The sequence below is a fragment of the Sporosarcina sp. Y1011 genome, from assembly GCF_057669885.1.
In genome coordinates, this window is the sequence record NZ_JBYHFP010000024.1 from 26,102 (window position 1) to 50,452 (window position 24,351).

Here is a 24,351-nt window from a genome sequence, read left to right on the forward strand (position 1 = left end):
CAATTCTTCCCCTGTGAACTTCTCTCACCTTGTCTGGTAACAATGAAGATTGATTACTTGCGAATCTAACTTAGTGTAGCCTGTCCATTACTCTCGATTTTGGTAACAGTCAAACGGTAACAACACTAACATGCTATCCCCCTTGCTATCATTACATTTGGGAGACTATTACATACGTTACCGTTTAAGTACACTCTATCGGATACAACAATTACTCTATAATTTAAGAGACCCACCTAATACTCCCTAATTTGAAGACGTTAGGCAACAATGTGTTAGTCCAGATGTCACCTTTATTTCTGAAGATACTCCAAGAAATCGGAAAGGCTGTTTGAATGGATGATGAATAATGGAGAGTAGCTATTTTCCTTTACATCCACATGTATCCATTCGACGATAAATGTTGTACCATGGAACTATTACATCATTAGGAGGTATGAAATTGAAGAAATTTATCACATTACTAATGTTATCAACGGTACTCTTACTAGCAGCGTGTGGAAATGATTCAGCCGAAGGAGTAAAGGAAGAGCCAAAAGAAGTAGTTAAAGCAGAAGCTGCTGACAAAGCTGTTGCCGACAAAGCTGCTGCTGACAAAGCTGCTGCTGACAAAGTCGCTGCTGACAAAGCTGCTGCTGACAAAGCCGCTGCTGACAAAGCCGCTGCTGACAAAGCTGTTGCTGACAAAGCTGCTGCCGACAAAGCCGCTGCTGACAAAGCTGTTGCTGACAAAGCTGTTGCTGACAAAGCTGTTGCTGACAAAGCTGCTGCCGACAAAGCTACTGCCGCTCAGAGTGAATCGTTTCAAAATTGTACAGATTTAAGAACAAAATATCCTAGCGGTGTAGCAAAAGACCATCCTGCTTATGAATCGAAAATGGACAGAGATAAGGACGATTGGGCATGTGAGCAATGAAGATAAATAATGGCTTGTAAATAAAAAATCCAACATCCTCATATGATGTTGGAGTTTTTTATATCAACTTTTTTTGAGTTTCATTTATCGAATAATTTCCATTTTTAGCCTTATACCCCAAACCATTATTCCATTCTTCAAGTTTTACTATTCATATTATAATTTTATCTAGACCAATGTATGCCTTCTTCATATTTCACCTCAAATATCTTTAAAAATATTCCGCTTTCAACCCACTCAACTCCTGCACCAAACGTCAATTCAATTCCGATTATACCAGACTCATAAATTTCATTGACCTCTGTAATCCTTGCATTCAGTGTCACGCCCCACTCCCGGTTTTGCAACGCAACAATATCGCCCAGGTCATAACGTGACTTAGTAAGCGCCTGTCCCTCCAAGTTTACTTCCTGTATTCAGCCAACTTTTGATTCCCACGATTGATTAAATCAGCTTCTACTTCTGAATCAGTCGAGGAATAGGATCCGCACATTTTCACAACCAGTTTCCTGTGTATTCTAACCTGGTCATCATCTGCATGGATAACAACTTCTTCCACTATTTGTTAATAGCCCCCCCACTAACTTATGCCAACTTTCATTAATACCCTGTACATAGGATTTTAGAGGGTATAGTTATCAGGATAAAATCATTGTTTTAATGGTTATTTGGTCGAAACATGACGGAATAGAAAAAAGAGTAGCTAGAAAGGCCACTCTTCTTAGAATAATCGAAAATCTCTTAATGAATCTGCGACTTCTTCCTCTGTAATTCCAATATATCTTTTTGTAATTGATTGATCCGAATGGTTGAAGATGTTCATTAAAGTTACTACATCATGAGTCCGCTTATAGTAGTGATAGCCGAATGTCTTTCTCATTGAATGGGATCCAATGTCCGTACGTCCTATAAGTACGGCTGCTTGAACAAGTATTCTGTATGCCTGTGTAGTTGATATATGGCTATCGCCTTTTCTTGACGGGAAAATGTTAAATTACAACAACGGAATCCCCCCTACTTCCTTCGCGCCGAAAAACCGGAAATTGCTACATCCTATTTTTCCCCTTAAACACTTCAACCCGCGTCCTTGTTACATTTACCTAAAAAAATAGATTTAGGCATACAAAAAAGGCGCACTCGTTAAAGTACGCCCCCGCTTTCGATAATTAAAGACTTAATTTAGCTTTCTCGTAAAATTCTTCGAAGCTTGGCAGACCATGAAACCACTCTTTCAAACTATAGTTATAAGCACTTCCGTCGTAGCCAATTTTAAACTCATCCGCTTCATGCGGTTCATATAAGCCCGAATTTATAATTAGTATCTTCATATCCGTCACATAATGGATTTGGCAAAGACGTAAAAAACCATCCTTGATATCGCCAGAAACTAAATTAAGATATCTATTTTCAAATTCATTCATCGTACAATCCACCCTCGTATGTAATATCGTAAGTAGCGACCATCGCGAAATAATCGCCCTTCTACGGAATCTGCACCAACAGACCCCGTTATATATATGTAAAACCATTCGCCCTACTGCCCACCGTTACCGTTCCATTCTGCCACGATTTCCTTTAAACGGATCGCAGTTATCGAGTCCCCCAAACCTTCCGCCTGCATCCGCTCAAAGTATTCTCGACCGCCCACCAAATATCCGTAGCATTTTTTCGTGTGCATACGATCGTTACCTCATTATCGCCGGTAAATAATTGCTTCATATAATCGCCCCATCCCGATTAATAAACTGATAGTACCGTAAATAGCGTAATTATGATAGGGACGCCGTAGCCTACCGTCATCCATACATAATCCGACGGGCATACTGCTTCGTCATCATCGGCCATGAAGTAGCGACGCAAGGCCATCATACGCGAACCCTCCCGAGTTCGTCGAAATTGTGAATTACGCTAGTGCCTGCTGCTAGTCGTTCAATTGCGCTTATTTCTACTGCGATTGTCATAATATACCCGCTCCATTCCATATAATTTATTACGTTATAAGCCTTACTCTTAACGTTATACATAATATGTAGAACGGAGTGAAACGATGCAAGCAAACGTAAAAATAACACTCGGCCAAACGCTCGAAGATGCAGGCATAACACGCAACGCCGTAGCTGTCGAGGGCAAGATTCGCCCGGCAACGATAAGCGAAATCTGCAACGGTAGTAGTAAGTCGATTAGCTTCGACACACTAGAACGGATTGTAAACGCCTTGAATACGCTCGACAAGAACGGTAAACAGTACGATTTAGCTGATATATTAACGATTGAATACGGGGAATAACCGGAAGGACCGGTGCTGATTATCGGCTCTTTTTGCATTCGGAAATTCTAAAACTGACAACGAAAAAAAGACCTCACAGGATTGTGCCGCGGGGTCATTTTGTTTCTATAAAAAGAAGATTAACTGCCAATAAAGGGGACTTTTTGTTTTATTTCATATGAAAATCAAAGTTTTCATTATTAGCGCTCTTGAATTAAACGAGGTGACCTTTTATGGTTTTTAACTCACCAAATAACTTTGGAAACAGGTTTTCCATTAAATTTACTACATCTTCATGAGCCTCGTCCCAAAGTTCAGTTTCTTTATCATGGGCATTACTTGCCGCGTCGTTTTGATATTCTGCAAGTTTCTCCTCATATGCGTCGATTTTTTCGTTTACTAAATCTGTTTGAAATGATTCAGAATCAAAATTTATATATCGAGCTATAGATGAGTCTTCTTCTAAATGCTCTAATATTATAGAAATCAAATTTGATTCTAGGTCATCATTAATCAGAATTAAAGTCTCTACTAACTTGTCAATTAAGGCGCTTGATATATATGGCTGATTTCCTAAAAATGGTTCACTATCCGCTGGAAAAGGATAATCAGCTACTTGGTATAGAGTTTCTTTTAATTCCAAGTACTGAGCCTTTAAACTAGATAATTCATCGTATATAGACAAATAATTCCCTCCTTTTCTATTAATAGATAATTATAAAAACTATTTATGGAAAAGTCAACTATTTCCAGATAATTGCAGGGATATTAAAAGCACTGGTTTTCTTAAACGGAGGCTAGTTTCTTTTGTAATCGGGCAATCCTACCGTCATAGCCACCTTTTGTACCGTCTGATTGTTTTAATTTCAGCGCCTTTTTGCTAATATCGATAGCCTCCGTGTAACGCCCTTGCTTTTCATACATAATCGCAAGACGTTTAAACACAGGTATATTAGCACCACTCGACCGCTTGTCATGACGTAAGAAACTGGTCGCTTCCGATATCACATCAAGGCAATAGCGTTCGCAATCATCGAATCTATCTTGTTTATAATATAATTCCGCCAACGTTTGCCGTGAGAAATGACGGTCACTTACGTTCTTCGCATACTTTAACGATTCTAATAGTAGGCGTTCTGATAGGCTGTCATTAGTTCCCGACGCCATCGAATACAAGAAGTCACAACGGTCGCCTACGAACGTAATTGAACCACTGTCGAGATCCTTCGCTACATATTTCCGTGTACCTAACTGATACGGATGAGATAAAGACTCACGGATTTCTTGTTTGTCCGAATCCGACAAGGTTGCGTAAAAACCCTCTAGCTGTAGGTAAGCAATAACTCCGCCGACTTTGCGTTTAAACAAATTAAATATACTCATTCAACACCCCCTGTAATCCCATTCGACACACTACGGTCCCCTACCTTCTTCTTGCCGTTGTTCCCCTTCAAACCCTCCGTAAACGCCTACAATTCTTCTAATCTTTATGTACTTATCATTTGACTTTGACGCTCTTAAATCAGCAGAATAGCTGCTCACTATAGGAAATGGGCGCAAGAATGTTACCTACATCCGCACTAAAGATATAATAACGTCGATAGTTTGAATATAAGCAACGGACCACGAATCAGCGTCATAGTGAAGTATGAGGTTTCTGTTCGCCCTTGTTCGAACCGCGATCTTTCGACCGTCATTCACTCGTCACATTACTGTCCATTCCGTGCGGTGGTGTGTAGCTTGTCCGCGTGTGAACGATTACCGACTCCATAAAGTCCCAGTAATCCTTCCGTGCCGTTAATGGGCGCACTCCCCTATTCGTCGCAACCCGAAACAAGGAACGGGCGTTACCTGCGATATAGGGGAATTCTCTACGTTGGCTCCCCGTGACCTGACGTGTCTTTTTAACGACGCTTAACGGCTACTCGTCGTGAGTACCCACCGAAAAAAGACATTAGTTAAGAAGCCTTGCCATATCGAATTTTTTTCGATAGAATAAGGATAGGTTGAATACGGCGAGTATTCGATATTTAGTTATGGAGGTTAGGCGTTCGAGCGCTTGGCCTCTTTTTTATGTTCAATTTCTTAAATCCCGCAGCCTGTCCGCGACTTCCTCAACGCCCAAATGCAAATACCGCGCAGTCACCGCGAAGTCTGAATGACCTAATGCCTTGCTAACCAGTGCTAAGTCGCCCTTGCTACGCTTATATATGTCCTTTGCAAAGCCCCGACGTAGTCCGTGAGGATTTATGTTTCGATTTCCATACGTCCGCTTATAATAATTCAGATGCTTCGCTATTGCGTTGGACTTCGGCGCATTAGGATTAATAATGCCCTCGCCCTGCTGCGTGATAAATACGTAATCATTAACTACGCCCTTCTCTTCTCGGATGATCCGATTCTGCTTGAATAGTACCTCGAGTATTTTCTGTAACCGTCCGTCAAAAGGAAGTAAAATGACTTTGCGATTCTTTAATAACGCACCTTCAATCCGCAGCAAACGATTGTCTAAGTCTATATGGCGTTCTTCAAGCGCAGACAACGTGGCAAGCCTTATTCCAGTCTGATAGATCAACAGAATAGCCGAAGCGTCCCTCAAATCGATAAAACGTGATAAGTCGAGCAACCGTAAAATATTAAAAACGTCTTCTTCCGTAGCACCTTCTTTTACTTCTTCGTCCACGCGTATTTGTATATTCTTCCAAAACATATCCGCCAACCATCCGTTATTAAAGCACTTGCCTAAGAACGCACAAAAACATTTTAATCGGATACGCTTCGTGGCCGGCTTAACGTTCATGGACGCAAGCCATTGGTAGATAGAATCTGCATCAATAGCGAGCAGATACTCAACATCTGTCTTAACGATATAGTCCATTACATACGTTTCATAATTGTGGATAGTACGTTCGCGCAACCCACTGGCGCGCATTTGGCGTATAACGATTTCTAGCGCCTTTTCAATTGTTAGCGCGGATTTACGATTTATCGTTGATGCGGTCTCGATACCCTCCACGTCAAACATTTCGGATAAATCCACGTCGACCGTCAACCCTTTCCGCTTTTTAGACAACAAAAAAACCTCCTAACGTAGAGTTAGAAGGCAGGCGTCCATAATTCGCAGTGTGACCGCTCATAGACCGCTTCTTTAACTTCGCTAGAAGGCTTATACGACGCGCTTTACAGGCGCTTTTAATTATGTCCCAGGAGGACGTTTTTAAGAGCCTTTAAACCCTTATACACCAGCGTTTCGTCTATTCAATGTGTATAATATGTGTAAAGGCTTTTCAGAAAGAGCATTGCTGTAACCACCTACTTTTACGAATTACGGTGAGCCATTCTTTTCTTAACTATATAAACAAACAATTCAATAAGTATTAGAATTATGGCTCCTACGAAGGGAAGGAGATAATAATGATTTATGAGAAATTGTTAACCAGTATTAGTAGCTGCATCTTTTATCATACCGGAGAGTATAGGGATAATAATGATTGAACCACAGTTACTTCGAATATATAATAGACATTCTACTATATAATGGACTGATATGTAATATCTTTCCTCCATAAAAAAATTATCACCTCATCTAACTTATATCGAAGTGATTCAAAATGTAAATCATAAAATAAATAATTTATTCTAGTTCACTTTCATATTCGAAAGAATACTATTTTAAGGTTGAACCCACTTTACTCTTGAGTTTCAGGAACTGCTTCAACTGGAACCTTTGATAACGGAACCACATATGGCCAGTTGAGCTGTCTAAAGTATTGTCTGACCAAGCCGCTTTCTAATAATGATATCAATTAGATTGTTTTAGAACAAAATACGTTCTAATATTCTCACCCGGACTATTTTGATCGTTGAAAACCCACAGATATTGCCTGTTCCTCTCCCGTGGATTTTCTCTTTTGTGCCCAATAATAAACAGCAAGACCAGCTAATATGTAAATGGAAAAGAAAATATATAAAGTACTGAAGCTAATAATACCAACTACAGCACCGACCAAAAGGGAACCACCCCCAACACCTAAATCAAAGATTGAAAGGAAAGTTGCCATAGCAACGGGACGACGCTGTGGCTCAGCATTTTGCATTGCGATGGTTTGGAAACTTGGAAATAATGTACCCCAACCGCCTCCAATAAAGGCTGCCGCGATAAAAAACATAATCGCATTAGTCGTTAATCCAAGAACAAGCATCCCGATTGCGAATAGAACAATCGCCGGAAAAACAATTACGTTTGCACCGTATTGATCAAACCATCGACCAGTAAATGGTCGTGTTAATAGAAGAATAAGAACATACACCGCAAAAAAGTAACTGGCTTGTGCTCCTAATCCTTGTTCTACAGCGAAAACCGCCATAAAAGATAGGACAGAAGCATAAGCAGTTGCAAAAAATGCCCCGGTGATAGAAATTGGGATTGCCGACTTTTCAAATAAATCCGGCCTTTTCTCACCCTGTAAACGTATCACCCTTCTTTCTTTCGGCAGACGTGTAAATAAACAAAACAAAAGGGATATTAGAGAACAAAAAGCGGCTACCCAAAATAAACAATAAAGATTATACATATTAAAAATCGTCAGTCCAATAAATGGACCAAAGACCATTCCTAAATTAGTAGACAAAATAAAGAAGCCCATACCTTCGCCTTTCCGAGTCTCTGGTACAATATCTGCGATAATTGCTGCTGTAATTGTCGTGGCCATTCCAAACCCTAGACCGTGAATAAAGCGTAAGATAAGTAGTGGATAAATGGCGTCAAAAAAACTGTAAAGAAATGAAGCCACTGTAAAAAGAAACAACGACAAAATTAATATTAATTGTTTGCCATATTTCTCAATCCATGGCCCCATAAAAGGTCTAATAATAATCGCAGCCCCAATATAAACGGTTGTAAATAGACCGGCTATGGAACTCGTCGAACCATAAAAAGTTATCGCAGCAGTCGGTAATGTAACAAGTAACGCAAAATACGTTAAAATGAAGAAAAAGTTTGCTGCTGATACAAAGAGAAAACTTTTCGTCCACAAGACCTCTTGATTCATTGAAAAAACCACCGCCTACTGCAGTCTCTATTTTAACCACCCTAAAAAATAGGTATAAAAATTGTATAGCATTGTTACATTAACGATCTTGGTAGATAATTGGGTTTTAACCGTCTTTTAACTCGTTGCATTTTGATTATTCATTACAACTTCTCACTGCATAATCCGGAATTTACTGTAAATTCATACCTTTTCCTAGGATACTTATTCACTATTCTTCTATGTAGGTCTTTACTTTATTAGGTTATACAAATAGTTGGATCTCTAAGTTACATAAAATCCTCTATTCATATTTAAGTGGATCTCCATCAAATGGTACATCTTCGATTTTTATGGACTCCGTTGGGCACCCTTCATACGCGTCTTCCATGTCTTCAAGCAAATCATCCGGAACTTCAGTGATACCTTTATTATCATCGAGTATCACATATGAAATTCCATCATCAGTATAAGCATAAACACCTGGCGCTGTTTCTCCACAAGCTCCACAAGCAATACATGTTTCTTGATCAACAATTGTATACTTTGTCATTTTTTTCGCCTCTTTCTAAGTTTAGTAGTTGTTTAATACTGAGACATGTAGCATAATCATTCTTTTCTTTTTATACTTACAATCTCATTACTTTTCAGTTTAGTTATATGCCCAATCAATATATAATTAGATTGATTGGGCATTGGGATTAATTATTCTTGAACCGCTACTTATTATCTTAAAATAATTCGGTGCCTTAATCAGGCTTGGTAGTTAATGACCTTAGTTCGTCTACCAATTCCGGCACTTCTTTCTCTAAAAATTCCCATTCAGTATCATATGCCATATCTAAGAACTTTTTCTCTTCATCTTTAGGCAATTTAAAAAGTTCGACTCCGACATTTTCCAACTCGACTAATTCTTTTTTATCAAGCTCTTCGTAGTATTCAACCATGTCTTTCTCATAGTCAGCAGTTGCGGAAATAATTGCTTCACGGTCTTTTTCCGAGATTTCATTCCATTTTTCATTGTTCATCAGTATCGTACAATTTTGCGTCCAAAACGGGTGATCTAAAATATACTTAGATGAATCAGTCCAACCATCTTTCCTAGGCCCGTTGAATCCTCCATATACAAACCCCTCAACAACGCCTGTTTGTAACGATGTATATACTTCGGAAGGATCAATCATTGCAGAAGCTATTCCAAGTTTCTCAAAAAAACGAGTATAATTTGGAGCGGATCTAATTGGCATGCTTTTTAGATCATCAATACTATCTATCGGATTGTTTAACCATAACCTTGGCGAACCTGTTAACCAGCGTCCCAAGTACATTACGTTCATTTCTTCATGTCGTTTCACCATTAAATCGTAAAACCCATTTTCTCTTTCTTCCCATGGCTTCAGTTGTGATAAGGCTATACTGAGTGTTTCAGGTGCAAGTGACTGGTATTGTCCAATATAAGTAAAGTTTATATCCATAACACCAGAATTCATTGCTTCAAACTGCTCGCCAATAGGGATAACATCAGCTCCGCCTCGCCAATTCACCTTCACTCTGCCCTCGGTTGCTTTCTCTACCGTCTCAATCCAATCATGAAGGGTTGCTGTTAACGGGTGATCTTTTGGTAAAAAGCTAACAGCATTCAGTGTCATTTCATTTGACTCACTGCCTTTTTCCCCAGTATTTTCACCATTAGAGCAAGCTACTAAAAGGATAGCCATTAGCATTAATGTTATTACTTTGTACATTTTTGAATTCTTCTTCATTTCCTTATTCCTCCTGCTAATTTAATTTTTTTCACAAATAAACTAACTATTTAACGAAACTCGGTAACCATAAAGTTAAAGTTGGAAATATAATCATTAGTGCCATCACTACTAAATTCAATAAGATAAACGGAATTACCGCCACATAGATTTCTTTCATGGATATCGAATCTTTCGGAATCACTGCCTTCATTGCAAAAAGATCCATGCCAAATGGCGGTGTAATTGTTGCAATTTGCATATTAAGAAGCATAATCGCCCCAAACCATAAAGGATCGAATCCCATAGTGTTTGCTATAGGCATTAGTACTGGAAGCGTCATCATCATTATCGATAAAGGCTCCATAAAGCAGCCAAGTATAAGTAGAACAATTTGAATCATTATTAATATCATTATTGGATGAAATTCTAGGTTTCCTACAAGTTGTACAAGACCTTGGGTAACACCCGTATAGCTTAAAATTTGACCAAACGTAGTTGATCCAATAATAATCATAAATATCATTACACTGGATCTTAGTGTCCCATTAAGAGATTCCCAGAACTTCCCCCAAGTTAATCCTCCATAAAAGTAGGAAAGTACAATAGTTCCCAACGCTCCCAGAACTGCACTTTGGGTCGGTGTTGCAATTCCAAGTATAATTACTCCTAATAGAAGGAAGACGACAAATCCAAGTGGTAAAATATATTTAACAGTATCTATTAACTTCTCAGATAAGGGAACTTTCTCAACATCATAAGCAGGAGCTAATTCTGGCTGCAAATAACATCTGATAATAATATATAAAACAAATATTATAGCTAATAGAATTCCTGGTAAGACAATTGAAAATAAAAAATGTCCTACAGGGATTGACGCAAGTGAAGCAAGCAATATACCTAATGCTGTTGGGGGAATCATAGTAGCAAGACCTGCACTACCAAGAATAGGGCCAACAGTCATTGCAGGGCTATAGCCCTTTTTCTGCATATCCGGGACTAGTAACGATCCTAACAAAGCTGTACTTGCTACACTAGAACCACTTAAAACTGAAAATAATGTTCCACTTCCTACGGCGACAATACTGAGCCTTCCTGGTAAATTCCCAAACCATTTTCCGACTGCTTCAAAAACTTTAAAACCTAAACCGGTTCGAAACATAATCTCGCCCATTAAAATAAACATTGGGATAGGTAATAAAGAAAACTTTGAGACCGAAGAAAATATATTTAATATTAATTGATTGAGTCCTGCTTCTCCATTCCATAATATAATTACACCAACAATATTAATTGTCAGAAATGAGAATGCTATCGGTAATCCAATCATAAATAGAATAAACATACTTCCAAAGACAAGTGCTAGAACACCCCACCACTCCATTTCATTTCCTCCTATTTTTTTGGTTTTTTGATTTAAGTTCGTTTATAGCAGATAAATGGTTTCTAATGAATTGTATGAAGACGAATGTAAAACCAATTGGGATGATGACGATGAGTAAAGAACGAGGAATTTCCAAAATTGTTTCTGTCTTTATACCTCTCACATATAAGTTCCAAGTTGCCATAAATCCATACACCGTAATTACCAAGGATATTACAGCTCCAATGAACGAATTCAATATTTCCATACGTATTCTATTTCTATCACTTAATCTATTTAATAATAAGTCTAGTTTAATATGTCCATCTTCTTTTAATAGCCAAGCCACGCCTAGAAAAGTTAAAAGTACTAAAAGATACTCTGAAACCTCCATAATCCAAGAAAATGAGTGACTAAAAAATTTTAATGAAACGATGTCAATCATAATTAACAAACTAATAATTATGATTACTATCCTGCCTATGACAGCCATAATATTTAAAATAGAATCAAAAAACTTATTCATTCTTGCTAGCACATTCATCTTCCCCCCCTCTTCAAGTGAATTCATTCAACTCTATATTTAATAACCAAATAGATTTTAAATCGCATCTATAATGACCCAGATTGTTTTTCACCTAACATGTGCTTAATTGGAAACGTGTAGTTTATCTACCCCCTTCCCACCTTTGAGTAGAATGGATTTCTAATAAATAACAGGTTTCCTGGGAAATTTTGTTCATTTTACTTCTGTAATCATTTGGACCGGTTCCAGATATTCTTCTTCAGCTTTTTCCACCTTAATCGGGTCCAGACTTTCTTCCTCAACTTCTTCCGACTTGTTATAGGATGCATGTTTCTCCTGAACAAATATTAGCGCAGTACCACCAATTAAAGATGCGATTCCAATCATCCCAAAGTTAAATTGCGGTTGTAAATTCATTGTCAGTAAAATACCAATTAGCACTGGGGCTAAGATACCGCCTATCCGACCTATAGCCATTGTGCTACCAAGTGCGGACGCGCGTATATGGGTCGGGTAATATTGAGATACAAATGTACTTGACAGGTTCTGAACGCCAATAGTCGCGGCACCTATTATTGCAATCAATCCAAACACGAGAGCCGTACTTTTTGAATAACCAATTAGCCCAAGTGCAAGAGCTCCAGAGAAAAAGAGTGGTACAAGTACTTTTTTAGATCCAATTTTATCCATAACAGGTCCAAGTACTATCGTTCCAACAATTGCCCCAACTTGCATGACCGCCGTGAAGATTAAACTAGATCTTAAGTCATAGCCCGCCTGCATTAGGAGGCGTGGCAGCCATGTAGATAAAGAGAATACAAGTAGCAATGAACAGAAGCTAGCAATCCAAAACATAAGCGTACTGATGGCTCTCTTATCCTCAAACATTTTAACAACCGGCATCCCTGCAGTACTTCTATTTGACTGCGGCATTTCCAGCTCAGTCGACAATGTAATGGTCGGATCGATTTTCATCAATATCTTCTTTGCTTTTTCTACTTCCCCTTTTCCAAGTAGAAATACGACCGACTCGGGTACTTTCCATATAATTAAAGGGAGCATGAATAGCGGAATAGCAGCAATCCAAAATGCCGGTTCCCATCCTAGAGTTGGAAGTAACGCACGTGTTGTTAACGCTGCAATAATCCCCCCTACAGAATAGCCTGCAAACACGTATGCTACGAGCGCAGTCCTCTTATATTTCGGTGCAAATTCAGTCATTAACGCCATGACATTAGGCATAACACCACCAAGTCCAAGACCAGCTATGATTCGAAGGACTGTAAACATTACCGGTCCTGTCGCAAAACCAGAAAGGAAGGTGAAAAAGCTGAATAAAACTACACATATAATAATTACTTTCTTTCTACCAATTTTATCCGATAGCAAACCAAAGGTGACTGCACCAATCACCGTTCCTGCAATTGTGTAACTACCAATTGCTCCGGCCATCACATCCGACATCCCCCATTCCACCATTAGGGATGAAACAACCGCTCCATAAATTACAACATCGTAGCCATCAAACATAATAATGAAAAAAAGCCAAGCTGCTAGTACTATATGAAATGAGTGAATGCGGCTTCTATCAATAACTTTCATTGGATTGATTGATTTCATTTATATTTACCCCTTTCAAAACTTGTGGAGCCCGTATTGTTACTTGTCCTGTAATTACAATTCTAAGCTAAAAAAACAATCCTAATGTACACGCCAGTAAATCCTTATAGGTATTTTCAGCTTAACTAGAAAGGATAGCTTTCGCAGAAAGTTAGTTCTATTCATTAATACCTACACGCATAACGGGATGCCCTTTTATCTATTTTTTTACAGATGAACTATAAACCGGCCAGAATTAATTCACAAGCAATGTCCAATTTAGGTAGAATTCAATCAGACTCCACATATCACCTTTTATGTAATCAGTAATATTTCACCAATTTATTCCACAGTCATAATAAGACCAGAAAGCATTGGTTCTTATTCAAGAATTCTTTCAAGCATTAATTTCATCAGAAAGGTAACCAAACAATCGAACTCACATTAGACTGATCAGTCACCGTATTGGATTGGAAAAGCTACTAGTGAAATCATATACACGGAATTTTAAAAAAATAAATGAATGTCAACAATTCAATCGAAGGTTCTTCGATTGAACCTGTCCAGCCCATGCAATTTCCATGAGCCAAACAGTAGTTTTGTCAGTAGAATGGATTACCTCTCTATTAAGTTTTTTTTAGATTCAGCTCCTTGAAGAACTTTCTCTGTTTCCGGAACAGTCATGAATCCCAAATGTTGCAGTAAATCGATAAACTTCGTTAGGGTCTCCAACTGATAATCAGTAATTTTTTCTTCATCAAAATCATAAAATCCTTTTTTTGATTTCATACCAACTTCGCCGCTTTTCATTTTTTCTTCAATTATCTTTGGTGGTGCAAATCGCTCATCCTGAAGCGATTCTTTCAAGTAATTACTTGCATGGAAAAGCGTATCCACGCCTCCCCAATCAGTAAATTCCAAAAGGCCCATAACAGCAAACCTAATCCCGAATCCAGTTCGTATCGCTTTATCAATATCTTCAGCTGAGGCCACCTTATCCTCAATTAAGCGGGCTGCTTCATTCATTGCAAGCGCCTGAATTCTTGGAACAATAAATCCAGGAGAAGGCGCGCACTTAATAGGTGCTTTCCCAATACACTCAAGCAATTCAAACATTTCCTTTAATGAGTGTTCACCCGTTTCATTTCCTGGACTTACCTCCACAAGTGGAATTAAGTATGCGGGATTCAGCCAATGAGTGTTCATAAATCTTTCTTTATGTGTCACATAAGCTGCTAAATCATTTGCTGAAAAAGAGGATGTTGTTGAAGCTATAAGTGTTTTCACGGGTAGTTCCAAACAAATCCGTTCGAAAACATCTTGTTTTATTTCTATAATCTCTGGCACTGCTTCAAATAGTACATCTGCCCTTTTCCATTCACTTGCCTCATCATCAATACGACAAATCGTAACTCGATTTAAGATCAGGTCTACCGATTCTCTTGGAACGATATTCGACAATACCAAAACTTCCAACTGGCTTTTGATTTCCTCTATTGCTTGTAAGGACAGTTGTTCGAACTCCTTTTCTTCTCTTTTTTTAATATCAATTAAACAAACTTGATATCCCTGATAGGCAAAAGTTAATGCAATCCCCCGCCCCATCCTACCGGCACCCGCAATCGCGACAAACTCTTTAGTTAACTTCATATTGAACTAATCCCTTTTGTAGAATATCTTTAAGCTCATCTTGCGTTTTAGAGGCCAGTTGAAGATTTTCAAGTGTTCTTCCTGTTTTCCTTAAATCTTCTCCAACTACACTGGACGCAATTGCAAGCAGTCCCGTTGCTACCGGCACCGGAACACCAAGCCAGTCACCCACTGAGACAAGGAAAGCTAGTCCGCATTCAATATCTTCTCGCATATAACGATGCGATTTTAATTCCAATGGTTCAAACCAATCTTCACCGTCAACAAGCTTTTCATGAGCTCCATTTCCATACATCCATTCATCACCATCAAGGTTGTAATGATCGTCTAATGGGAAATGTGGCGCTTTATAGCCCAATGCTTCACGGATTTTGATTCTTTCCGCATCCAAAGACTTATGGACATTTCTAGTCGATACCTGCGTTCCTTCATCATGAATATCCCATTTATCGAAATGTTCGATTGGTCCAGCGTTCATTAAAATAAGCGGCGGGTGAATAATTGGTCCCGCATTCATCAATGCACCATCGAGTGCATCTTCTATTAGCTCAACCGCCGGGTAGGCCTCTTTCAGTATGCCGAAGCCATATTCGGATTGTTCACTTGGAAAAAAACCAGTTGGAAGTCGTGTTGCCCTGCCGGAAATAGATACTGTTTGTTGATCATACTTCCTCGCCAGGTAAGGAAGCGTGCCTGTTTCCGCAAATACTACATTTGCTTTACATCCTTTTTCTGCAAGTATTCCCGACATTATATAACTACCAAATGTTCCTGGTGGCAGGAAGATTACTTGTCCATCTTCAAGAACTGGCGCAAGTTGTTCCGCTATTGACTCCTGTGTAAAAGCTGGTAATGGAATGACTATCAGCTTTACCCCCTGAACGGCTGCTTTTAAATCATCAGTAGCTAGTTGAAGTGGAATTGATCGTGTACCCTTAGCATCTCTTACATCAATCGATTGTTTATCTAAAACTTCTTTAAATGCTTCTTTATCTCTTCTCCAGAATCTTACTTGATGCCCTTTTTCGGTTAAATCTACTGCCGCTGCATAACATCCATTTCCCCCACCTATTACTGCAATCTCCATTTTGTCACTCCCCTTAGCTTTTATTTGGAATACTTTTCAATAAGTTCATACAACTTTTTTTGATATTCAGAGCCAGATAATCCTTTATCATCTGCACTTTGAACTGCTTGTATCTGGAGTTCCTTTAACAAATCATCCCATTTCGCACTTTCTTCTTCAGTCAAAGAAACAACTTCTAGCCCTTCCTCCTCTTTACTCCATTTCATCGATTCTTCTACATGCTTATCCAAGTATTGCCCAGCAAATAAACTCATTTCACTACTAAGTTCGTCAATGATTTCCTGTACATCTTTCGGAAGCGATTCCCACGTATCTTTGTTCATCACAGCTACAAACGATGTAATAGCAAATGGATAGTCCGTCACATACTTTACTGCTTCGGCGAGTTTAAAATCTTTTAACACCTCTCGCGAAGAAACATTCCCTTCGATTACACTTGTCTGTAGCGCTTCGGGGACTTCAGCCTGAGACATGCCTACGGGAGCTGCACCGAGCATCTTCATGACAGGCGTCAATCCGCCAGAAATTCGTAATTGCTTGCCGGACATTTCCTCGAGATTCGAAATTGGTTCTCTACTCTGAATAAATGAAGGCTCTGTTGCAAAGGCAGTAATCACCTTAAAGTCTTTTAGTGCTTCCGGTGGATACTGTTCAATTAAGCTATGGACAACTTGGCTTGCCACCTCAGAGTTGGGATAGCCTGAAGGAAGGTCTGATATTTCTAGCAATGGAAATCGACCCGGTTCATATGTTGTTGCAGTGAGTCCGATATCCGCGGTTCCATTTGCTACGCCATCAAACATATTATTCGCTTCAAGTAGCGTAGCGCCATAAAACATTTCAATTTGAACTTTTCCATTCGTTCTTGATTCTAGTTCTTCCGCCCACTTCTTCATTTGAATAGCTGGAAAAGTACTGTCAGGAGCAAAAAACGCATATGACAACTTTATCGGTTTGCCATCCCCCTTTTCTTTTTTAGATTCCTCCACTTCTGCACTGCAGGCAGCTAACACAAAGACCAAAGACATACAGAAAAAAAGGATTAACAACGATTTCAACTTCTCACTTTTCATAACTACTCCCCTTTTCACCTAACGTTGATAAGCCTTATAGTAGTTCGTATTCATTTTCAACGCTTGCACCCATTGCTCGGACCGTTCATAACAATCTCCAATCTCCAGAACCCTTTTATCCGAAAATGGCTTACCGATTAGTTGAAGTCCCACCGGAAGCTTAGCTTCTGTAAATCCGCACGCCACAGAAAGTGCTGGAAAACCTAATATATTAGCAAGAGGTGTTTTACCAAGTGTAAACATATTGCTTATTGCCTGTTCAGGAATCATCGTACCTATATCAAATGGTGGTTGGACGTTCGTCGGGCCAACAAGAGCATCAATTCCATTCATCTGTCTAATAGTGTTTTCCATGAATTGCTTTCGAGTACGCTGGGCGTTTATATAAGCTGTCGCTGAAATATCACGGCCAAATTTGAAACGGAATTTCAGATCTTCTCCATATAAATCACCATGTTTTTTTAATAAAGAATCATGGAAAGAGACAACCTCAGATTGAGCAATTGTTTTTAATCCATCAAGTGCTTCATTGATTCCAGGTAGGTCAATAGGAATAATTTCCGCTCCAAGAGATTCTAACTGGTTAAATGCCTGTTTAATTACATGCTTAACACCTAAATCAATCCCCGAAAACATATAAGGTTCATAGAAACCTAATTTGACACCTTTCAAATCCTGTAATGATTCCTTGAAAAAAATTGGATGGTTTTTCTTTACAGAAGAATGATCTTTCGAATCATATCCCTTCATCACCTCCAGCATAATTGCCGCATCTTTGACCGTTCTTGCCATCGGTCCAACATGGTCAAGTGACCAACTAAATGGGAAACTACCGTGCCGACTTACGAGTCCATAAGTTGGTTTAAATCCTACCGTTCCACACATGGCTGCTGGCAGACGAACTGAACCTGCAGTATCTGTTCCAATAGAGCCAAAAGCCATTCCTGTCGCTGTGGCTATTGCTGATCCCCCGCTTGAACCGCCAGGTATTTTTTTTATATCCCAAGGATTCTTTGCATTTCCGTAATGGGGATTTTCTGTTGTCGCTCCCATTGCAAATTCATGGAGATTTGCTTTTCCTATAATAATTGCTCCGGCATCCTTCATCCTTTGAACGGAAGTAGCATCTTGATCCGGTATCCAACTTTCAAAAATCTTTGATCCACCCGTCGTACGAACACCTTCTGTCTGTAGTAAATCTTTCACCGCAATAGGGATGCCATGCATTGGTCCACGTACTTTACCATTTTGCAACTCATCCTCTAATACTTTTGCTTGAACGATTGCTTCTTTTTCCATCACCGTTATAAAAGCTGTCAGTGTAGAATCGTGCTCATAGATGCGCGCGAGCGATAATTTAGTTAATTCTACAGGTGACACTTTTTTCTTTTGAATTAATGAACCTACTGTCTCAATGGTTTCAAATAAGAGTTCACTCATCGTTATCCTCCTCATCGCTATCTTCCTCATCGTTTTCAAGCGAAAATGTAAATGCTGGCTCGCCAAGTAAAAGCTCTGTTTTTTTTATTTCACGAGTATTAATTAAGTATTCCGTCAAATTCATCAATAAAATCCCCTTTTCAAAACCAAGAGGTAGCCAATAACAGCCAACTACCTTTGGACTATTTCACTAAAATGTAAGCTAACTATAGGGCAAACAATATGATTTGTGGAAACATTATTAGTAGTGCAATAAATGCTACATACGCAACGAGGAAGTAAGATGCTCCCTTAAACACTGTAGTAATCGGGGTCTCTGGGGTCAATCCCTGCACAACAAAAACATTGACACCTACTGGTGGAGTAATAGCTCCCATACTTGTCACGACACAGAGAATAACTGCGAACCAGACTGGATCATAACCAAGCGCCAAAATAGTTGGATAAAAAATAGGAATTGAAATTATTAAGAAACCAAGTGCATCCATAATTGATCCGCCAATTACATATATCAGCAAAATTGAGATTAATACAACAACCGGGGGTACAGGAAGGTTAGTAACCCACTCTGCAACAGCATACGGTAGCCTCGTAATAGTTAAGAATCGACCGAATAGCATTGCGCCAACTACAAGCATCAATACCATCGCAGATGAACGAAGCGTTCCGGCTATAGCAACTTGGAAGTTTTTCCTTGTCATTTTCCCCATTACTAATGAAATAATAATTGCGCCGAATGCGCCAAATGCACCTGACTCAGTGGGTGTGAAAAAACCAACATACAAGCCACCGATAACAAAAACAAACAGTACCGCAACAGGAATGACGCCCCTTAATGATAAGATTCTTTCTTTCATAGTTGACCTCTCACCAGCAGGCCCTAATTCCGGATTTTTTCTGCATAGGTAGACAACCGTAAGAATTAATAACCCGGTTAAGAAAATTCCTGGTATAACACTTGCTACAAATAGCTCTTTAACTGATTGCTCCATCTGTAAAGCAAGAACGATTAATACTGTACTTGGAGGGATGATAATACCGAGAGTCCCGCCTGTTGCGATACTCCCAGTACTAAGGGCCTTATCGTATTTATATTTATCAAGTTCTGGAAGAGCCATCGTTCCCATAGTTGCAGCTGTTGCTGAATTGGATCCACAGATAGATGCAAATCCCGCACTTGCCAAAATGGTTGTACTTGCCATTCCCCCACGGAAATGTCCAACCCATTTATAAGCCGCTTCAAACATCTTTTCTGTAATTCCCGTTCGAAAAACAATTTCTCCCATTAAGATATAAAGCGGAATCACACTTAATGAATAGCTAGAAAATTGATTCCATAAATCTGCACTCAAGACGTTATACGCAGCTTTGGGCGAGGCAGCCACCATTAGACCAACAAAGCCGACAATAAACATCGAAAAACTAATCGGCATCCGTAAAAACATGAATACGAATAATGCTAGAATTCCTAAGACTGCTAATAGATTCGGATCCATTTTAAGACGCCTCCTTCCAAATCAAAATCGTTTCTTTCACAATAGCTAAAACTAAGCCGATGAATCCAATCGAACATAAAATAACAAGAGGATAGAATGAAAATTGGATTGTTTGAGATACCACCCCGTCATTTCGTAAGTTAAGACCATATATCGTAATTTGCCAAGCAGCTATTATGAAAAAGAAAATACTCAAAACATTCATGAAGGTGTGAATCACTTTGTGTATTAAAGTAGGAAATTTATCTAACACCATATCAATATATACATGTCCTTTATTCAATTGAGTATAACCGAGGGCAAAAACACCCGTAATTGCACCCAGCCAACTGACAATCTCCACCGTTCCCGAAATCGGGTCAGAGTATAGCCGTTTAAAAGAATTAAAAACAACCAACAACATCATTGATATGAGGGCAAGTCCTGCTAAAACAGCTAGCGCTTGATTAAAGTAGTCAGTAACTTTAAAAAATAAATTTGATGAAGCTGCTTTTTCTTTTCCCTCTCCATCCGCAGAGAGTTTCGGATTTTCAGTATCAAATTGTATGACTTGCTCATTTTCCATCCCCAGCACCTCCATTTATAAAGATATTATTCGCTTTCTTCATTATACTTCTTGATCAATTCTTCCATCTTCTTCAGGTATTCTTCGGCAGGTAAGCCATCTTTTTCAACATTCTGTACAAACTCAGTTTGCATGTCTCCTAGCTTTTTATCCCACTTTTCTTTCTCAACATCAGATAATTCAACAACTTCAAGTCCGTGATTTTCTATGCTCCATTCCATAGATTCCTTCACGTGATTATCTAAATAGTTCCCAGTAAATTCAGTCATTTCCGAATTTAATTCATCGATAACTTTTTGTACATCTTCAGGGAGTGAATCCCACTTCTCTTGATTCATCACGGCAATAAATGTATTTAAAGCTAGCGGATAATCCGTTACATAACCGACCATTTCTGCTAATTTCGAGTCCTTTAGTATTTCCCTCGACGAAACATATCCTTCAACAATTCCAGTCTGCAACGCTTCTGGTACTTCGGCTTGTGACATACCAACGGGTGCAGCCCCTAGCCCTGTCATAATCGGTGCTAATGCTCCGGCAATACGCAATTGTTGACCTTTTAGATCCTTCATTGAAGATATGGATTTCACACTTTGAATGTAGGCAGGTTCTGTTGCAAAAGTTGTAATAATTTTAAAATCTTTTAATGCATCCTGAGGATATTCTTTTACTAGATCTGCCAACACGTTACTCGCTACTACCGCATTTTTATAACCAGATGGCATATCCGATATTGACAATAGTGGGAATCTACCTGGTTCATAGGATGTAGATGTTAACCCAATATCTGCCGTTCCGTTGGCTACGCCATCATACATATTATTGGCTTCTAGTAAAGTTCCACCAAGAAAAAGATCTACTTTGACTTTTCCATTAGTTCTTTCCTCAAGTCGTTTTTTCCATTCTTCCATTTGAACAGCTGGAAATGTATTTGGCGGTGCGAAAAACGCATATGTCAGTTTAATTACATCGTCTTTAGCTTTACTTCCTTCTTCATTAGTTCCACCACAAGCGCCAAGTATTATAACTACTAACACTGTGGACATTAAAATAAGAAACTTTTTCATTCTCCCACTCCTTTTATAGACACTAATAGGGAAGTAAAATTTCCCTATTAGTATTGCTATTTAATATTTTATCCTTAATTATTAATTTTCCACTAGGAAAAATGGTCGACCAATAGATGCTTCTAGACGGAAATACCGGTCTATACCCGCTTCGCGAAATGAATGCGTCATATTTGTAACTGTTTGCAAGTCAGGAATATTATAAAGAAAACAAGCATGCCAATTATTCGGACCCGCATGTCCCGCTGTTAAGATATCCCGATCGAATGTCCCAAGCAATTCTGACCCATTACTTTCCCATTCTTCTATAATAGATTTGAGCTTGGGTAACAGTTCTTTTTCCTTTTGTTCCTGTGTAGTATCAAACCACCCTGTTGATTCAAAAGTAATAAAGACCCTTAGTGGATTTGGTATTTGTGGTGCACCATGTTTAATTTCTCCCAATTCTTCCATCTCCTCTTAGTATATATTTATCGCATTAATAAGCCGCCGTTAATATCAAAGGTAGAACCTGTAATGTAACCTGCGGCGTCTGATGCTAGGTATAAAACCATACTAGCAACTTCTTCTGCCTTACCAAATCTTTGTACAGGGATACTTTCTTTCATTTTCTCTAATTTGACGGAATCAATATTTTCCATTTCCGGTGTCTCAATTGCCGCCGGGGCAACTGCATTTACAGTGATGCCCTGACTAGCCAATGACCGTGCAAATACTTTAGTTAGTACAAGTTGACCTGCTTTTGAGGCACAATAATGCGCACCAGAGGAAAGCGGTCCTGCTTGTCCACCGTATGAGGATATGTTAATAATACGTCCCTTTTTTTGTTCTTTCATGATGTTTAATACGGCCTGGGAGTAGAAGAATGTTCCACCAAGATTAACAGATAAAATTAGATTCCATTCATCCTCTGTCATGTCTTCGATAGATGTCTCTTTACGAACACCGGCGTTATTCACTAAAATATCAATACGAGACCAGTTTTCTAGAATCGCCTGTACGCTATCTTTAATAGCAGATACATCCGACACATCTACAGTTAAAAACATTGATTTTGAAGAATCGTATTGGTTTAAAAGGTCAGAAGCTTTAACTTGCCTTAACAATTGTTCATTTACATCAACAAAGACAACCTTCATTCCCTCAGATAGAAACTTTTCAGCAATCGCAAGACCCAGCCCCTGGCCTGCCCCTGTAACAATTGCCACTTGATCTACTGCATTCTTATTCACCATGATGTCATTCGTCTCCTAGTCTATTAAAATTTCTTCAATAACCCTCATGGCATTTCGTCCGGAGGCTTTGGCAATGTCTTTAGTCGTGTACTTCTTCTTCACCATCCAGCCAATCATGTTTTTCATTGCTTCCGAAGGATTTTCAAGCCCCTCTACATATGGCGACTCATTAAAAACTTCACCACTATGCGAGGCTGAAATACCTAACATATCATCAAACGCATTCTGCAATGCTACATGATCCCCAAAAAATGTGTCAGGGCCAAAGCCAACATGATCAATGCCAACTAAATCTTTTATATACTCGAAATGCTCCATTACTGATTGAATCGAATGGGTTGGTGATGTTTTTGTCAAAGTTGTATTTGGTGCAGCACATATACCAACAATTCCACCTTTTTCGGCGCAGGCTTTTAAAACATTGTCCGGTTTCATTCTTGGGGTATTCCATAATGCACGTGCGCCCGCATGTGTCATCAAAACGGGATTTCGACTAGCTTCAATGACGTCTAAACTTGTTTGATCGCCGCAATGAGAAATATCAATAATCATCCCCAACGTATTCATTCGTTCAATAACCCGCCGACCAAAGTTCGTTAAACCACCGTCGCGCTGTTCTACGAGTCCCGAACCTAGCGTGTTTGATTCGTTATAGGTAATCCCCATACACCGAATGCCGAATCCATATAATATATCTACTCGATCAATCTCGTTTTCCAAAATACTGGCCGCCTCTAAGGAAGGTATAAGCGCAGTTTGTTTCTGACGTTTTGCTTTTTTTAAATCATTGTAGGATTTCGCTAGATAAACAGTATTTTGACGTTGAATATCCGCATATCTCATACCTAGCAAATAAATAACATCATCCCATTTCAATCCGTTTTTCGATGTAATTGTAGAAATACCGTCCATAAAGTTTTCAAATATTACATCAATCCCGGATTTCGCGATACCCTCATAATGAAAGGATGTATGTAACTCACTGCAATACGGAAGTATATCTTCACGTTTTTTCGGGACAATAAAACCATGATCCCTTAAAGATATGATTAAGTTTTCAGTCAACATTTCACTCAATCTCTTTTCTTCACTCTCTGACAGGTTCAAAGAATAAACCGGAACACGATCAAGTTCTGTAGATAGGCCATACTGTTTGTAATCCTGGTTGGCCTTTAAATAACTAAAGGATGTATATCCGTCGTATTGTTTCTCATTCATCACTATTTAACTGCCACAGGATTTTTTTCAAATGCTTCATTCAAAGGAAACGCTTCTTGCCATTTTTTCTCTTTATCG

General features: G+C 39.0%; 27 protein-coding genes. 2 read left to right on the top strand and 25 right to left on the bottom strand.

Annotated features, from left to right (window positions below):
- Nucleotides 1-442 precede the first annotated feature (442 nt).
- The gene (locus tag AC25Y5_RS17455; RefSeq protein WP_488141405.1) at nt 443-916 is read left to right on the top strand and encodes an excalibur calcium-binding domain-containing protein; all 474 of its coding nucleotides are present in this window, start codon (nt 443-445) and stop codon (nt 914-916) included.
- 164 nt (nt 917-1,080) lie between these two features.
- Here the strand turns inward: AC25Y5_RS17455 and AC25Y5_RS17460 are convergent, their stop codons facing one another.
- The 5 genes from AC25Y5_RS17460 to AC25Y5_RS17480 form a co-directional block, all read right to left on the bottom strand.
- Nucleotides 1,081-1,317 (bottom strand): Gp37-like protein, encoded by a 237-nt coding sequence (locus AC25Y5_RS17460; RefSeq protein WP_488141406.1) that lies wholly within the window; start codon nt 1,315-1,317, stop codon nt 1,081-1,083.
- Between the two features lie 2 nt (nt 1,318-1,319).
- Nucleotides 1,320-1,475, bottom strand: coding sequence for a hypothetical protein (locus AC25Y5_RS17465; RefSeq protein ID WP_488141407.1), 156 nt, complete (start codon nt 1,473-1,475; stop codon nt 1,320-1,322).
- A 162-nt stretch (nt 1,476-1,637) separates the two neighbouring features.
- Complete coding sequence (locus AC25Y5_RS17470) at nt 1,638-1,904, bottom strand: tyrosine-type recombinase/integrase (protein ID WP_488141432.1); 267 nt, start codon at nt 1,902-1,904, stop codon at nt 1,638-1,640.
- Nucleotides 1,905-2,082: 178 nt separating this feature from the next.
- Complete coding sequence (locus AC25Y5_RS17475) at nt 2,083-2,337, bottom strand: hypothetical protein (RefSeq protein ID WP_488141408.1); 255 nt, start codon at nt 2,335-2,337, stop codon at nt 2,083-2,085.
- Nucleotides 2,338-2,653: 316 nt separating this feature from the next.
- Entirely contained in the window at nt 2,654-2,785 is a 132-nt protein-coding gene (locus AC25Y5_RS17480) for a hypothetical protein (protein WP_482103364.1), read from the bottom strand.
- Nucleotides 2,786-2,963: 178 nt separating this feature from the next.
- Between AC25Y5_RS17480 and AC25Y5_RS17485 the strand changes: the two genes are divergently transcribed.
- Nucleotides 2,964-3,203: a helix-turn-helix domain-containing protein gene (locus tag AC25Y5_RS17485; protein WP_488141409.1), complete on the top strand. Its 240-nt coding sequence runs from the start codon at nt 2,964-2,966 to the stop codon at nt 3,201-3,203.
- Between the two features lie 193 nt (nt 3,204-3,396).
- Here AC25Y5_RS17485 and AC25Y5_RS17490 read toward each other — a convergent pair whose 3' ends face one another.
- The 20 genes from AC25Y5_RS17490 to AC25Y5_RS17585 form a co-directional block, all read right to left on the bottom strand.
- A complete protein-coding gene (locus AC25Y5_RS17490) occupies nt 3,397-3,867 on the bottom strand; it encodes a hypothetical protein (protein ID WP_488141410.1) in 471 nt (156 codons plus the stop codon).
- 101 nt (nt 3,868-3,968) lie between these two features.
- A complete protein-coding gene (locus tag AC25Y5_RS17495) occupies nt 3,969-4,565 on the bottom strand; it encodes a tetratricopeptide repeat protein (RefSeq protein ID WP_488141411.1) in 597 nt (198 codons plus the stop codon).
- Nucleotides 4,566-5,259: 694 nt separating this feature from the next.
- Nucleotides 5,260-6,255, bottom strand: a complete 996-nt coding sequence (locus tag AC25Y5_RS17500) for a tyrosine-type recombinase/integrase (RefSeq protein WP_488141412.1) — start codon at nt 6,253-6,255, stop codon at nt 5,260-5,262.
- A gap of 778 nt (nt 6,256-7,033) precedes the next feature.
- Entirely contained in the window at nt 7,034-8,233 is a 1,200-nt protein-coding gene (locus AC25Y5_RS17505) for an MFS transporter (RefSeq protein WP_488141413.1), read from the bottom strand.
- 283 nt (nt 8,234-8,516) lie between these two features.
- A complete protein-coding gene (locus AC25Y5_RS17510) occupies nt 8,517-8,765 on the bottom strand; it encodes a ferredoxin (protein WP_488141414.1) in 249 nt (82 codons plus the stop codon).
- A 196-nt stretch (nt 8,766-8,961) separates the two neighbouring features.
- Nucleotides 8,962-9,975 (bottom strand): TRAP transporter substrate-binding protein DctP, encoded by a 1,014-nt coding sequence (gene dctP / locus AC25Y5_RS17515; RefSeq protein WP_488141415.1) that lies wholly within the window; start codon nt 9,973-9,975, stop codon nt 8,962-8,964.
- 46 nt (nt 9,976-10,021) lie between these two features.
- Entirely contained in the window at nt 10,022-11,338 is a 1,317-nt protein-coding gene (locus AC25Y5_RS17520; RefSeq protein ID WP_488141416.1) for a TRAP transporter large permease, read from the bottom strand.
- Nucleotide 11,339: 1 nt separating this feature from the next.
- A complete protein-coding gene (locus AC25Y5_RS17525; RefSeq protein ID WP_488141417.1) occupies nt 11,340-11,861 on the bottom strand; it encodes a TRAP transporter small permease in 522 nt (173 codons plus the stop codon).
- A 195-nt stretch (nt 11,862-12,056) separates the two neighbouring features.
- Nucleotides 12,057-13,463: an MFS transporter gene (locus AC25Y5_RS17530; RefSeq protein WP_488141418.1), complete on the bottom strand. Its 1,407-nt coding sequence runs from the start codon at nt 13,461-13,463 to the stop codon at nt 12,057-12,059.
- Between the two features lie 594 nt (nt 13,464-14,057).
- Complete coding sequence (locus tag AC25Y5_RS17535; protein ID WP_488141419.1) at nt 14,058-15,092, bottom strand: 3-hydroxybutyryl-CoA dehydrogenase; 1,035 nt, start codon at nt 15,090-15,092, stop codon at nt 14,058-14,060.
- Nucleotides 15,079-16,179: an NAD/NADP octopine/nopaline dehydrogenase family protein gene (locus AC25Y5_RS17540; RefSeq protein WP_488141420.1), complete on the bottom strand. Its 1,101-nt coding sequence runs from the start codon at nt 16,177-16,179 to the stop codon at nt 15,079-15,081. The genes AC25Y5_RS17535 and AC25Y5_RS17540 overlap by 14 nt, the downstream gene beginning before the upstream one ends.
- A gap of 20 nt (nt 16,180-16,199) precedes the next feature.
- Entirely contained in the window at nt 16,200-17,252 is a 1,053-nt protein-coding gene (locus tag AC25Y5_RS17545) for a TRAP transporter substrate-binding protein (protein ID WP_488141421.1), read from the bottom strand.
- A gap of 18 nt (nt 17,253-17,270) precedes the next feature.
- Entirely contained in the window at nt 17,271-18,692 is a 1,422-nt protein-coding gene (locus tag AC25Y5_RS17550) for an amidase (RefSeq protein ID WP_488141422.1), read from the bottom strand.
- Complete coding sequence (locus AC25Y5_RS17555) at nt 18,685-18,816, bottom strand: hypothetical protein (RefSeq protein ID WP_488141423.1); 132 nt, start codon at nt 18,814-18,816, stop codon at nt 18,685-18,687. Before AC25Y5_RS17555 ends, AC25Y5_RS17550 begins: the two co-directional genes overlap by 8 nt.
- 82 nt (nt 18,817-18,898) lie before the next feature.
- Nucleotides 18,899-20,188: a TRAP transporter large permease gene (locus AC25Y5_RS17560; RefSeq protein ID WP_488141424.1), complete on the bottom strand. Its 1,290-nt coding sequence runs from the start codon at nt 20,186-20,188 to the stop codon at nt 18,899-18,901.
- A gap of 1 nt (nt 20,189) precedes the next feature.
- On the bottom strand, nt 20,190-20,753 hold the full coding sequence (locus AC25Y5_RS17565) for a TRAP transporter small permease (protein ID WP_488141425.1): 564 nt from the start codon (nt 20,751-20,753) through the stop codon (nt 20,190-20,192).
- A gap of 26 nt (nt 20,754-20,779) precedes the next feature.
- Nucleotides 20,780-21,820 (bottom strand): TRAP transporter substrate-binding protein, encoded by a 1,041-nt coding sequence (locus AC25Y5_RS17570; protein WP_488141426.1) that lies wholly within the window; start codon nt 21,818-21,820, stop codon nt 20,780-20,782.
- A gap of 81 nt (nt 21,821-21,901) precedes the next feature.
- A complete protein-coding gene (locus AC25Y5_RS17575; RefSeq protein WP_488141427.1) occupies nt 21,902-22,264 on the bottom strand; it encodes a hypothetical protein in 363 nt (120 codons plus the stop codon).
- Nucleotides 22,265-22,290: 26 nt separating this feature from the next.
- Nucleotides 22,291-23,055 (bottom strand): SDR family NAD(P)-dependent oxidoreductase, encoded by a 765-nt coding sequence (locus AC25Y5_RS17580; RefSeq protein ID WP_488141428.1) that lies wholly within the window; start codon nt 23,053-23,055, stop codon nt 22,291-22,293.
- 15 nt (nt 23,056-23,070) lie between these two features.
- Nucleotides 23,071-24,273 carry a dipeptidase gene (locus AC25Y5_RS17585; RefSeq protein ID WP_488141429.1) on the bottom strand — a complete coding sequence of 401 codons (1,203 nt, stop codon included), beginning with the start codon at nt 24,271-24,273 and terminating at the stop codon, nt 23,071-23,073.
- Between the last annotated feature and the right edge of the window lie 78 nt (nt 24,274-24,351).

Bases quoted from the DNA above. Each gene is read 5' to 3' on its own strand.
- AC25Y5_RS17550 (WP_488141422.1), bottom strand. From the start codon at position 18,692: ATGAGTGAACTCTTATTTGAAACCATTGAGACAGTAGGTTCATTAATT.
- AC25Y5_RS17570 (WP_488141426.1), bottom strand. From the start codon at position 21,820: ATGAAAAAGTTTCTTATTTTAATGTCCACAGTGTTAGTAGTTATAATA.
- AC25Y5_RS17525 (WP_488141417.1), bottom strand. From the start codon at position 11,861: ATGAATGTGCTAGCAAGAATGAATAAGTTTTTTGATTCTATTTTAAAT.
- AC25Y5_RS17545 (WP_488141421.1), bottom strand. From the start codon at position 17,252: ATGAAAAGTGAGAAGTTGAAATCGTTGTTAATCCTTTTTTTCTGTATG.
- AC25Y5_RS17565 (WP_488141425.1), bottom strand. From the start codon at position 20,753: ATGGAAAATGAGCAAGTCATACAATTTGATACTGAAAATCCGAAACTC.
- AC25Y5_RS17535 (WP_488141419.1), bottom strand. From the start codon at position 15,092: ATGAAGTTAACTAAAGAGTTTGTCGCGATTGCGGGTGCCGGTAGGATG.
- AC25Y5_RS17475 (WP_488141408.1), bottom strand. From the start codon at position 2,337: ATGAATGAATTTGAAAATAGATATCTTAATTTAGTTTCTGGCGATATC.
- AC25Y5_RS17555 (WP_488141423.1), bottom strand. From the start codon at position 18,816: ATGAATTTGACGGAATACTTAATTAATACTCGTGAAATAAAAAAAACA.
- AC25Y5_RS17530 (WP_488141418.1), bottom strand. From the start codon at position 13,463: ATGAAATCAATCAATCCAATGAAAGTTATTGATAGAAGCCGCATTCAC.
- AC25Y5_RS17480 (WP_482103364.1), bottom strand. From the start codon at position 2,785: ATGATGGCCTTGCGTCGCTACTTCATGGCCGATGATGACGAAGCAGTA.
- AC25Y5_RS17585 (WP_488141429.1), bottom strand. From the start codon at position 24,273: ATGAATGAGAAACAATACGACGGATATACATCCTTTAGTTATTTAAAG.
- AC25Y5_RS17495 (WP_488141411.1), bottom strand. From the start codon at position 4,565: ATGAGTATATTTAATTTGTTTAAACGCAAAGTCGGCGGAGTTATTGCT.
- AC25Y5_RS17505 (WP_488141413.1), bottom strand. From the start codon at position 8,233: ATGAATCAAGAGGTCTTGTGGACGAAAAGTTTTCTCTTTGTATCAGCA.
- AC25Y5_RS17520 (WP_488141416.1), bottom strand. From the start codon at position 11,338: ATGGAGTGGTGGGGTGTTCTAGCACTTGTCTTTGGAAGTATGTTTATT.
- AC25Y5_RS17580 (WP_488141428.1), bottom strand. From the start codon at position 23,055: ATGGTGAATAAGAATGCAGTAGATCAAGTGGCAATTGTTACAGGGGCA.
- AC25Y5_RS17485 (WP_488141409.1), top strand. From the start codon at position 2,964: ATGCAAGCAAACGTAAAAATAACACTCGGCCAAACGCTCGAAGATGCA.
- AC25Y5_RS17540 (WP_488141420.1), bottom strand. From the start codon at position 16,179: ATGGAGATTGCAGTAATAGGTGGGGGAAATGGATGTTATGCAGCGGCA.
- AC25Y5_RS17510 (WP_488141414.1), bottom strand. From the start codon at position 8,765: ATGACAAAGTATACAATTGTTGATCAAGAAACATGTATTGCTTGTGGA.
- AC25Y5_RS17560 (WP_488141424.1), bottom strand. From the start codon at position 20,188: ATGGATCCGAATCTATTAGCAGTCTTAGGAATTCTAGCATTATTCGTA.
- dctP (WP_488141415.1), bottom strand. From the start codon at position 9,975: ATGAAGAAGAATTCAAAAATGTACAAAGTAATAACATTAATGCTAATG.